We start from the raw sequence: 11238 nt of genomic DNA, 5'->3' as shown, positions 1-11238 counted from the left end.
AATTTTGAATTGCTTAAATAATCATGTTTTCTCCCCTACCAAAAGGTGAGGGCTTTTTACACTTCCCACAAGGTTTTATGAGTTTTGCACTCCCCAGTTTGACCGTTAGCCAGATGTTTGGGCAAAAGACGATTCGACCGCTTACTGCTGCAACCCTGTGTGGCATTACTTTCATTAAAGATAGACTGATTGCTATTGACAGTATTAAAGGGCATCTATTAGAAATTGATCCCACCTCTGACAACAGCACAATTCTCAATCCCCATCAAGTTAAAGAATTTACTGATGTCACTGGTCTAGCTGCGTGGGAAGATACCCTGTGGGTGAGCCGAGAAAATAGTGTTTACATCTGCAAGCTCAATGCTTTGGATCTGGAACATTTTGTAACATTGCCTTATCCTGCTGACGGCGTTGCTGTTTGGGAAACAACAGTTTATGTCAGTTGCCAAAGGCTAGGCTACATTCTGATTTATGACCGCGAAACGCGAAAAGAGATTACCAGGTTTTATGCCCCAGGCGTTGGGATAGAGAATTTAGCTGTAACTCAGGAAATGCTGTGGATTTGCGATCGCACCGAACAATCAGTTTACGCGATGGATAGAGCCACAGGAGAAGTTCAATTTAGCGTCCTGACACCATTTGAATGTCCCACAGGCATAGCAATTCATAAAAATGGCGAAACAGGAAAAAAAAGTATTTACATCGCTTACGCCTCAGAGGAGGCTTATATTAGAGACAATCCAAATGCCGATCCTAGTTATGAGCTAACATTCCGCGATCGCACTTTTATTCATCCTCTGTATTATCATTACGATCCAGATAAGCGCTACGCCCTCTCTAATGGCTATCTGATTGAAATGTCTTATGCTGAGGAAATTGCCCCCTTAGACGAGGTTTATTTACCTGAGCTAGAATGGCGCATCGCCTTACCATCCGAAACAGAGCGTCAAAAGGTAAAACACGTTGAACCCATTGGTATACCTTTTACCGAAGAAGTGGTACAGGGGCAACGTGTCGCAGTCTTTAAATTTGATTCTCTTGCTCCAGGTGAACGGCATATCTTTGGCTGGAAAGCACTTTTGGAAGTTCGCGGTATCAAATATCGGATTACACCCAGAGATGTGGAAGATATACCTAAACTGTCCCCAGAATTAGAAACACGCTACCTAGTGGATGACGACGATTTAGCAATGGATACTACCATTGTTCGCCGTGCCGCCAGAGAAGCGATTGGTTCTGAAACCAATGTGCTGCGGAAAATGCACAGCATCCGCAACTACGTTTACGATCAGTTATCTTACGGTATTAAACCTTACATCGACACACCAGATACAGTTTTAGAACGGGGTGTTGGTTCCTGTGGCGAATATGTCGGCGTTTTACTTGCCCTATCCCGTTTAAATGGCATCCCCTGCCGCACTGTAGGTAGGTACAAATGTCCTCCTCATAGTGACTTAATAGGTGTGCCGCTACAACCAGAGTTTAATCATGTTTGGTTGGAGTTCTACGTCCCGAATTTTGGTTGGTTGCCAATGGAATCAAATCCTGATGATATAGGTGAAGGTGGCCCTTATCCGACGCGCTTTTTTATGGGCTTGTGCTGGTATCACATTGAAATTGGCAAAGGTATCACCTTTGAAACCGTGACAAGTCAAGGTGCGCGGCTAACCAAAGAAGATATCCCCATCGGTGATTTAGCGATAAATCATATCCGATTCACAATTCTTAAAGAGTTACCGCCTTTTTAAATTAGGGCATTGAGGAAAGGCGCTAAGAAAGCGAGTAAGGTGTGTTATGCCGTAGGCTAACGCACCTTAATACTCTCTGCTTAACCACTATTTTGGTCTACTTGTAAACTCTTGTTCCTATTCAAGTATTCTTCAAACAATTCAAAAAATCTCTGTAGTGCCTCATGCTCGTCTACAGAATAGAAAAGAATTATTTTAGACCATGACTGACCTGAGTTAATTCCATATTTTTCTTGAACCCATGATTGAAAACATTCAAATTCTCTTTCTGGCTCTGTTGGAGGTACGCCAACTTCCCTTCGAGCCAGACTATATCCTCGCAAAAGCATATCAAGCTTAGTAATTGAACTAGTTCCCAAGAACATACCCGGTCTCTTCTTTATGCCCTTTAGAATCTCGTTGTAAATATCAAACTGACGAAAGCTCAAATCCTGACGAAGCTTCAAAACGTCTTCACTTTCTTGAATTTTTGAACTATTTTTCTGCTTTAAGAACTGATCAAATTCTTCAAAGAACCTATAAAAAGCACTTCGTTCACTTCCAGAACCAAAGAGAATTATCCCAGCCCAAGATTGACTCACATTAGTTTTTGCTCTTTCTTGCATCCACTCGTTAAACCCGTCTGTTTCAGAGCCTTTTTGAGTGAACCCTAGTCGGATTAGACCACTTAAATACCCATTTAAGAATGAATGAAGACAAGTAATTGATGGCTTATCTATGAACATGACTGGATTTTCTTTAATCTTTTGAAGCAGCGTGGAAAGATCATTCATGCTAGCAACCTGTACTTTGATGAAGAATGTTCTTGAAAGATATTTCCTATTTAAAATAAGTATCCTGATCTTCGGAACTTGGCTCCAGAAAGTTCCTTGCTGATAAAGGTGAGATTATTTATCCATTGCTCCGTAGGAACTCCGTCAGGATGAAGGTTATCAAAAACTTTTTCTTCTCCATTTATCCTAATCGCAATTCCTTCATGATGACCATTAGTTGAAATAATATAGTCTGGTGCTGCTTTAGGTGGGTGGCTATCATCATATATGTTGTCATCTTCTTTTACTGATTTCGTCGTATCAAGTTTAATCCGCTCTCCATGAATACCCTGCTCTCTCAAGTAAGTCTCAATTTCAGCAGCGCATTCAACACAGAATTCATTCGGATGCTTACTTACGATATCGCGGATATCTTGAAGAACTTCAGGAGTAACTTTTCCTGACTGATCGGGCGCACTGCTTGCGAAGAAAACATTAGGATTGTACGGTTCTGGATCATTCGTATTTACTATTCCGTCATTATCATTGTCTAAGTCAATTGAATCTGGAATGCCATCTTTATCAAAATCAGGAATTCCAGGAAAAGTAAAAAATCCAGACTCCTTTCTCAACAAACCCTCATCTGCTGGCGTATTAGGGTCGTCTGTCTCTTGCCCTGGAATTACAATTGTCGGAGCATTAATCTTATCTCCAGGATTTAATAGACCTCCTGCTGGCATTGAACTAATTAAACCTTGCCAGTCAGAATTATTTAGTAATTTAACAGCAGCATTGCGTTTTTCTTGAGGCCAATCTTTCCACTCTTTTTTATTGTTCCTAACTTTGATTTCTGTACCAGGAAAATAGGCATAACCATCTCCACCAAACCTTTGACCATCCACCAAAACCCCGACACCACTACAGTATGTGTGGAAATTAACAAGAATAAACTGAGGTTCACTGATCCAATTGCCAAGAAAGGTTAGAGGATGTTTGCTACAATCGCCAACCCATATTCCATTACCAGAAAAAGTCCAGCTAGTACAAACCTCAGAGTCATTAGGGTAAGTAGCACAGTATTTTTCTTTAGCCTTATTTTGAGCCTGCTCATTTTGCGCCCGATTCCAAATATAAAAAGCGGCAACCCCAGATAGGCGCATATCCCCAACAACCGTAGTACCAGCAACAACTTCCACAGAAGAAGTAGTAACTCCAGTAGCTGTAGTGGTACTAATTGCTGTCGTTCCGGCAGCCTCCGCAGTGGGAGCAGCAACAGCAGGAGCTACTTCAGAACCTATAGCAGCGGCACATTCAGGATTAGCAGCGCAAGCATCTAGGGATGATAGGAATGCATAAGCAGGTTTAGGAAAAACTCCCTTAAATATTAGAAGAAAAAGAAACGTCCAAATTCCTACTAATCTAGAGATAGATTTCTTTGTGGTTAATCGCACTAGTCTTAACTCCTCACAACCAAAGATAAAAATAGGTGTAGTTTACATCTAGGTTGTCTCACAGGAGTCGAGAATGAGGCCAGTAAAAGTACGAAGATTTAGCAGCTATTTTTTGAAGATTGAACCAAGATAAAAGAGGTAAACCAATTAGCTATTAACTCTTAAACTGGGCATTGGATACGATTTATACTGCTTAAAATCGGCAAAATCACAGATTGAGTTAAATGGGCAAAAACGGCAGTGAGAACCAGGATTTGGAGGGAAAATTTTACTAAAATTACTAGTTTCTTCGTGATATTTTTGCAAATCGTGCTGGTGCTTGTGGGCAATATTTGCTAACTCTAATTTTAAGTATTCTAATTCACTATTATTAATACTAATTAACTCTGACTTTTTACATATTTCTAAATTATAAAATGATGCGACAGCTTCCTGTCCAGGATAAAGATAACGAGCAGCTAGCAAATAAACTAATGCCTGTCGTCGGTCAAAAGCCGACTTACCAGTTTTGAAATCTAAAATATGTATTGTGCTATCAGACTCAATGAAAACGCAGTCCATAGCCGCGTATAAGCGAAAACAATAATCTTCTTGTTCAACTACTATCGGTTTAGGAAAGCCTTCATCACCAGGAGTTAATTGGATAATATCTTTATTCAAAAGCAACGGCGCATCGTGATATTTTTTCAAAATTTGCAGCACGCGTTGCTGAACTTGAACACTTGAGTTACCTAATTTAAGTAGCTGTGCAACTTTTTCTACACCATCTGCTTGCTTCAACAGATGCCTGTGATGATGAAACTCATAAACGCCTTTTTGGGCAAGTATGCCAATTCTCTGGGGCGCGGTGGCTTGCGCTAAAAGCGCTTTGACTTTTGGTTCGTGTTGCCGTGCTTTGATAAACCCCCGTCTCATCTGGCAATGCCAGCGTTCTTGCCCGGTTGCTGGGGCAACTAGAGACCAAAGGTGATAACTGGCAAAAGGTCGATCGGGGGTTGACATTGCTCAGAAACAGTGAGAGAAAATACGGTGGGGAGAAGTTTAAACTAAGGCTTGCTTAGAAAAGAACTTCGGAGAATAGTTGCTGCTACACACGGTTTGCGAGAAGCTTTTATAGTACTGATAATGTACGGGAGCAAGTGGCAAAAATGTCCAGCAAGATAAAATTTGGTACTGATGGATGGCGAGGGATTATTGCCGATGACTTTACTTTCCCCAATGTGCGGAAAGTAACAAGGGCAATTGCCGCTTACTTGGATACAGCCTACACAAAAGATAGACCAGTGCTTATTGCCTACGATACTCGCTTTTTAGCTGACCAGTTTGCCCAAACATCGGCCCAAGTTTTGGCAGACTTGGGTTGGACTGTAAAAATTACCGACCGGGATTGTCCCACACCAGTAATTGCCTACAACGCCCGTCATCTAAATTCTGCTGGGGCATTAATGTTTACTGCTAGCCATAATCCAGCACCCTACTGTGGAATTAAATATATACCCGATTATGCTGGGCCTGCCACTCCAAAGATTACTGATACTATTGTGGCAAATATAGAAAGTGCTTCGGATGAGTTGCCTCTTAGCAGCCCATTAGGTTCAATTTCAATTTTCGATCCCAAACCTGATTACCTGCAATTTATCTACACCTTACTTGATATAGAAAAAATTAAAAGCGCTAATTTAAAGGTAAAGTACGATGCCCTTTATTCTACCTCTCGCGGCTATTTAGATGAAGTTTTGCAACATTGTGGCGTTCAATTAGAAAGTTTCCACGATTGGAGGGATGTTTTATTTGGGGGTGGGATGCCAGAACCTAAAGGAGAACAATTAGTTGAGTTAGTAGAAGCAGTAGTTAGCGATCGCGCTGATTTGGGTTTGGCGACTGATGGAGATAGCGATCGCTTTGGTATCGTCGATGAACAAGGAACTGTCCTGACTCCTAATACTGTGCTGTTGGTTCTAGCACGTCATTTAATCAAAAATAAAGGGAAAACTGGCGCGATCGTCCGCACTGTGGCGACAACCCACCTACTGGATAATTTTGCGGCCAAAAATGGACTGCAAATTTACGAAACACCAGTCGGTTTTAAATACATCGGCGAAAAAATGCGGGAAACTGCCGTGTTAATTGGTGGAGAAGAATCCGGTGGTTTAAGTATTATCGGGCATATTCCCGAAAAAGACGGGGTATTAGCCGATATGCTGGTGGCAGAAGCGATCGCTTATGAAGGCAAACCTCTGAGTCAACTTGTCAAAGAAGCGATCGCCGAAGCCGATGGGCCACTTTACAATAACCGCCTAGATTTGCACCTGTCAGAGGCGCACAAAATCGCCGTCATCGACTCCTTTTCTAAAAATCCACCTACAGACGTAGCAGGAATTAAAGTCAAGGAAGTGGGGCGTAAAGACGGTATTAAGCTGTATTTAGAAGAAGGTAGCTGGGTTTTACTGCGTCCTTCCGGTACAGAACCACTGGTGCGCGTCTATCTAGAAACCAACACTCCCGAAAAACTAACCAAAATCGCCAAAGAGTTAGAGAGTGTCATTGCTAAATTAGAGGGATAAGAATTAGCAGTTAGGAGAGATGCGATTAATCGCATCTGTACAGGAGTTAAGAATTGTAAATTAACAACTCTTAACTTTTGACTCCTAGCTTCTCACTCCTCACTTTGCTCAAAGTATGAAAACTCTTGCTCCTTTTTTGACATCTCTAGTTGTAGCGGTTTGGGTAATTGCGATCGCAATTATTTCAGTCCAAAATGCCACACCAGTGTCGTTAAAATTCTTAACATTCCAATCGATTCAAATACCAATGGGTTTAGTGCTAGCTTTTAGTGCCGGTTTAGGGTTAATTGGTATGGCGCTGCTGCAACCTTTTTGGGGACTAGCTGATTTTAGTCAACGTAATTCTCGATTAGAAGAGGATGCAGAATTTTTTGTTGACGATGAAGATTTTTGAGGGTTGAATAGCTATGCAGTACCAAAATATTATTACAATCGAACCAGGAAAACGAGGTGGTAAGCCTTGTATTCGAGGAATGCGAATTACTGTATACGATGTTTTATCGTATCTTGCATCTGGCATGACCTACGAAGAAATGCTTGATGACTTTCCTTATTTGACACAAGAGGATATTTTGGCTTGCCTGAGCTATGCGGCTGATCGAGAACGGCAAATGCTGACAATGCAAGCATGAAGTTATTGTTTGACCATAACTTATCACCTCGGTTAGTTAATCGACTGGCTGATATGTACCCAAACTCTCAGCATCTTTTTCTTATAGGCTTAGATCAAGCAGATGATTTAACTGTCTGGGAGTATACCCGACAAAATGAATTTACTGTTGTAACCAGAGATGCTGATTTTAATGAGTTGAGCATTTTGCGAGGATTTCCTCCGAAAGTGATTTGGATTCGTTATGGCAATTGTTCAACCAGACAGATTGAAGAGATTTTGCGATTGCATGTAGAGGATATCCAAGCTTTTGACAAAAATCCAGATTTGGGAGTTTTGACACTGTATTAGATTTGGAAATTATGGAAACTGAGTATGATTTTAGCCAAGGCAAGCGGGGAGCGATTGAATCAACACCGACAGGCAAAACTCGAATTACAATTCGTTTAGATGATGAAGTACTAGCATGGTTTCGTGACCAAGTTCACGCAGCAGGTGGGGGAAATTACCAAACTTTGATTAACGATGCCTTGCGTGAGTATATTCAGCAGCGCCGTGAACCCCTAGAAGATACATTACGGCGAGTGTTGCGAGAGGAACTTGAGCGTATTGGAAAATAAGGATATTTTGGCTTGCCTAAGCTATGCGGCTGATTAAAAACGGCTATGAGTGGAAATTATACAGCAGATTTTAATTTGTGGATTGAACAGACAGCCCAACAATTGCGATCGCATCACTGGCATGAAATAGATGTAGAACATCTGATTGAAGAGGTTGAAGGCTTGAGGAAAAGTGAACGAAGGGATATTGCCAGTCAACTAACTCGCCTACTGTTACATCTGCTCAAGTGGCAATATCAACCTCAGCGTCGCTCAGATAGTTGGCTAGATTCCATTACTGATTCTCGTACCCAAATTGAGTTAGCTATACTCGATAGTCCTAGTCTCAAGAACTATCCTACAGAGCAACTTGAAGAAAGCTATCAAAGGACACGTCGCCAAGCAGCCAAGCAAACGGAAATACTTATATCCGTGTTTCCAGAAGAGTGCCCATATTCTTTAGAATTAGTGTTGGATGAAGACTGGCTACCAGAAGCAAATTTATATCTCCATTGATAAACAAGAATGCTCTATAACCATTAATATTACAGAGCACCATCTGGATAAAATTGCAGAAATTAGCGCAAAAGTTGGGTATCTCTGTTGTCGTGATTAAAGCGATTGATTGTTTTACAAGAAGCTAAGATTAATCAATCCTAAGATATGGGAATAAAGGCAATGACTACAGCGATCGCTAAAAAGATGACCTTTGAAGAATTCCTAAATTATAACGATGGAACGGATACTTTATATGAATTAGAAAACGGAAAACTCATTGTCATACCTTCAGAAAGTGATATTAATCAACGGATTGCGACGTTTTTATTAATTTATTTTTCGCAACTAGGCATCCCATCTTATCAGTTGCGGATGAAGGCAGAGTTAGCTGTTAATAGTACACAGGTGGGGGTACGTATACCTGATTTGGTGGTATATTCTGAGGAGTTAGCAAAGGTGATGGAAGGAGTTACGCGATCGCTAATTTTGATGGATATGCCGCCACCTCTGTTGGTGGTTGAGGTGGTGAGTCCGAATCAGGAAAATCGGGATTATTGCTACAAGCGATCTGAGTATGCAGCGCGGGGGGTTGCTGAGTATTGGATTGTTGATCCAATTGCCCAAAAGGTGACGGTGTTGGAATGGGTGGAGGGTTTTTATGAGGAGCAGGTGTATGTGGGAGATCGGGCGATCGCTTCTCCTGTTTTTGCTAATCTTAAATTGACTGCTGCTGAAGTTTTGCAAGGATGAGATGTGATGAATGGCGATCGCTATTATCTGAGAACGCCTCTAGGTGGAAGCCTTGCACTACATGAAAAAAGCCTACATTGGTAGGCTTTTGAGAAAGTTTTGGAGCGATCGCGCTGTTATAAAATCAAAATGTCCATTCATGGTCTGGATCATCTAATGCGGCGCGAACAGAAGTTAAGTTAGCAAGGTCTTTGAAAGGGCAGGATTTAGCTATTTCTATGATTGAGTTTAAGGTAAGGGCTAATTGGTCATTATTACCGGATGCGTAGGCGTAGCCCGCCGAAGGCATCGCATGATCAACGACAGCAAATAAAGCGCGAAAGTTTTTTGCACGTTCATCGAAAGAGCTATCTAAATACGCTATCAACAACTCTCGCTGGGCATTAATCTTGGTGATTGTTTCTTTTTCCCAAGCTTCAATCTCTCGTCTCTTTGTCTGTTCTTGTTCGGCAATTATTTTATATTCACTATAAGCTGAAGAAACTGCATCAACACATTGTGTTTTTTCCAAAGCTGCTATCTCTCGCCTTTTAGTCTTTTCTTGCTCTCCAATTTGCTTGTAACTAGAAACAATGCTTACTAAGGATTTTGTGGCGTTAATGGCAGTAGATATTGTACCAATACTTGCTAAAACCATTGCTAAATACCTCCCAGAGTTTTGTATTTAGCTTGGATGGTTAAAGTAGAAGGGTTTAATAGTCCTTCATTATTTAAAATAGGAATTTTCATAATTTCTGCAAGTGCTTTAATTAAAAGTGCTACCTCTTGAAATTTCCTAGCATCGTGATCGCTATTAAAAGGTTGGGCTTCAAGCTCTTGAAGTGCGGATTTAGCAAGGTTGTTTAAGTTACACACTAAATTAGCCAGTTCCACTATTCGCCCTTGAACCTGTAATAGAAAATCTTGAGCTGCTTCAATATTGGCAATCTCTACGTTGACATTAGCTTCATACTCTCGCGCTTTAGTCAAAGCTTCCTCACCCTTACCAGCAAGTTGAAAACCCCCAACCATCAACGCCGGGGCGAGTGTAATACCTCCCAATACAGCACCACCAACTGCCATACTGCTACCACCTAACCAAGCTATGGTCGCATTCCAAGCCGCAGCACCACCAAGTTGTGAGATAGCGACTTCAGTAGTCCACAATCCAAAGAACCTGGAAACAGTAGCAGTACCTACACTCCTTGCTAAAGTAACTGCACTAGAACCTGCTACTGAGGCTGCAACCGCTGCTGAAATACCACCTTTGACCCACTGTTCAGCTTTGATAACTTCTGTTTTATACTCCTGAATTTGCTGAGTGGAGATGTCTAATTTAGTTATAATGTCCAGATTGTTTTGGGAAGCTCGCTGACCAATTCTTTCAATAAAAGCTATAAAGTTTGAAATTGTACCCTGCTTGATACGAAGTTGCATTTGACCATAAACTTCTGCTGACTGATTGGTAATTTCCCAGGTTGCTTTTAAGTTTTGCAAGCTACTTTCGTATTTTTGTTGAGCCTGTTCACCAATTTCCTTTGCCTGATTCATATTCCCAATGCCTTCAGCACCTTTTACTGCTCCGAAGGCTCCAGTGGCCAAAGCCGCAGCACCCAAAATCAATGGAATCATCAAATACTCCTGATTATGATTAGTATTTGGTTAGTACTCGTCTACGGGTTAAACATAAAAACGAGGCATCACCTTATACTTATATTTCCCTCAGATACCAAATAATTAACATTTAGAAGGTATAAATTTGAGACTATATTTTTCGTCTTGAGTTGCGATAATTCTGCGATCGCGCTGTTATTCCCAACGAAAACCTTAATACAGGGAAAAGGCGATAAAATATTAGCCACAATCTTGTGGAGATGATTGGCAATGAAAATTAAAGCAGTTATCTGGCAACAAGACGGTGTGTGGTGTGTCTCTGTACCAGCCCTACCAGGATGTCATACTTGGGGAGACAGCTACGAACATCTATTAGAGATGCTGCAAGATGCAGTTCAAGGTTGGTTGGAAGTTGGACTTACCCAAGAACATTTGGACTAAAAGCGATCGCTTAAGCTAAAAATATTTTAATTTGCATCGTCAGAAAAATAGACCTCTTGTGGGGTGGGCATCTTGCCCGCCCTGGTTGTGCAAATCAAAGGCACAACAGCTTATTACTGTAGATTGATTCTAGACTACTTATCCCGGATTTCTCACGAGGGAGAAAAAAACACCTGGATTAGCCAGACTTAGGATAAATTAATTGATACATTCTTAAATTCCCCGTAGATTA

Annotated in this window: 14 protein-coding genes; 9 read left to right on the top strand and 5 right to left on the bottom strand. The window is 41.2% G+C overall.

Annotated elements, in window-relative coordinates:
* Positions 1 to 77 precede the first annotated feature (77 nt).
* Positions 78 to 1748 carry a transglutaminase family protein gene (locus V7K32_RS17645; protein ID WP_334995124.1) on the top strand — a complete coding sequence of 557 codons (1671 nt, stop codon included), beginning with the start codon at positions 78 to 80 and terminating at the stop codon, positions 1746 to 1748.
* Between the two features lie 80 nt (positions 1749 to 1828).
* Here the strand turns inward: V7K32_RS17645 and V7K32_RS17640 are convergent, their stop codons facing one another.
* The 3 genes from V7K32_RS17640 to V7K32_RS17630 all read right to left on the bottom strand — a co-directional run bounded on the left by V7K32_RS17640 (position 1829) and on the right by V7K32_RS17630 (position 4953).
* Positions 1829 to 2521, bottom strand: coding sequence for a hypothetical protein (locus tag V7K32_RS17640; protein WP_334995123.1), 693 nt, complete (start codon positions 2519 to 2521; stop codon positions 1829 to 1831).
* Positions 2522 to 2571: 50 nt separating this feature from the next.
* Positions 2572 to 3951: a papain fold toxin domain-containing protein gene (locus tag V7K32_RS17635; protein ID WP_334995122.1), complete on the bottom strand. Its 1380-nt coding sequence runs from the start codon at positions 3949 to 3951 to the stop codon at positions 2572 to 2574.
* A gap of 147 nt (positions 3952 to 4098) precedes the next feature.
* Entirely contained in the window at positions 4099 to 4953 is an 855-nt protein-coding gene (locus V7K32_RS17630) for a PD-(D/E)XK nuclease family protein (RefSeq protein ID WP_334995121.1), read from the bottom strand.
* A 146-nt stretch (positions 4954 to 5099) separates the two neighbouring features.
* Between V7K32_RS17630 and V7K32_RS17625 the strand changes: the two genes are divergently transcribed.
* From V7K32_RS17625 to V7K32_RS17595, 7 genes are all read left to right on the top strand, one after another.
* Positions 5100 to 6515, top strand: a complete 1416-nt coding sequence (locus tag V7K32_RS17625) for a phosphoglucomutase/phosphomannomutase family protein (protein ID WP_334995120.1) — start codon at positions 5100 to 5102, stop codon at positions 6513 to 6515.
* 115 nt (positions 6516 to 6630) lie between these two features.
* Positions 6631 to 6909 (top strand): LapA family protein, encoded by a 279-nt coding sequence (locus V7K32_RS17620; protein WP_334995119.1) that lies wholly within the window; start codon positions 6631 to 6633, stop codon positions 6907 to 6909.
* A 13-nt stretch (positions 6910 to 6922) separates the two neighbouring features.
* Complete coding sequence (locus V7K32_RS17615; RefSeq protein ID WP_334995118.1) at positions 6923 to 7147, top strand: DUF433 domain-containing protein; 225 nt, start codon at positions 6923 to 6925, stop codon at positions 7145 to 7147.
* Positions 7144 to 7476 carry a DUF5615 family PIN-like protein gene (locus V7K32_RS17610; protein WP_334995117.1) on the top strand — a complete coding sequence of 111 codons (333 nt, stop codon included), beginning with the start codon at positions 7144 to 7146 and terminating at the stop codon, positions 7474 to 7476. The genes V7K32_RS17615 and V7K32_RS17610 overlap by 4 nt, the downstream gene beginning before the upstream one ends.
* 11 nt (positions 7477 to 7487) lie before the next feature.
* Entirely contained in the window at positions 7488 to 7745 is a 258-nt protein-coding gene (locus V7K32_RS17605) for a BrnA antitoxin family protein (RefSeq protein ID WP_334995116.1), read from the top strand.
* Between the two features lie 45 nt (positions 7746 to 7790).
* Positions 7791 to 8240 (top strand): DUF29 domain-containing protein, encoded by a 450-nt coding sequence (locus V7K32_RS17600; protein ID WP_334995115.1) that lies wholly within the window; start codon positions 7791 to 7793, stop codon positions 8238 to 8240.
* A gap of 162 nt (positions 8241 to 8402) precedes the next feature.
* Positions 8403 to 8972 (top strand): Uma2 family endonuclease, encoded by a 570-nt coding sequence (locus tag V7K32_RS17595; protein WP_334995114.1) that lies wholly within the window; start codon positions 8403 to 8405, stop codon positions 8970 to 8972.
* A gap of 124 nt (positions 8973 to 9096) precedes the next feature.
* Here the strand turns inward: V7K32_RS17595 and V7K32_RS17590 are convergent, their stop codons facing one another.
* Together V7K32_RS17590 and V7K32_RS17585 are read right to left on the bottom strand one after the other, a co-directional pair.
* Entirely contained in the window at positions 9097 to 9609 is a 513-nt protein-coding gene (locus V7K32_RS17590; RefSeq protein WP_334995113.1) for a hypothetical protein, read from the bottom strand.
* Between the two features lie 2 nt (positions 9610 to 9611).
* Positions 9612 to 10583 carry a hypothetical protein gene (locus tag V7K32_RS17585; RefSeq protein WP_334995112.1) on the bottom strand — a complete coding sequence of 324 codons (972 nt, stop codon included), beginning with the start codon at positions 10581 to 10583 and terminating at the stop codon, positions 9612 to 9614.
* 252 nt (positions 10584 to 10835) lie between these two features.
* Here V7K32_RS17585 and V7K32_RS17580 point away from each other — a divergent pair, with 252 nt between their 5' ends.
* A complete protein-coding gene (locus tag V7K32_RS17580) occupies positions 10836 to 11006 on the top strand; it encodes a type II toxin-antitoxin system HicB family antitoxin (RefSeq protein ID WP_334995111.1) in 171 nt (56 codons plus the stop codon).
* Positions 11007 to 11238 lie beyond the last annotated feature (232 nt).

The organism is Nostoc sp., from assembly GCF_036917635.1.
Classification (GTDB): Bacteria; Cyanobacteriota; Cyanobacteriia; order Cyanobacteriales; family Nostocaceae; genus Nostoc.
The sequence above is the reverse complement of the archived record's forward strand: the minus strand, read 5'-3'. Positions and strand labels throughout refer to the sequence as shown.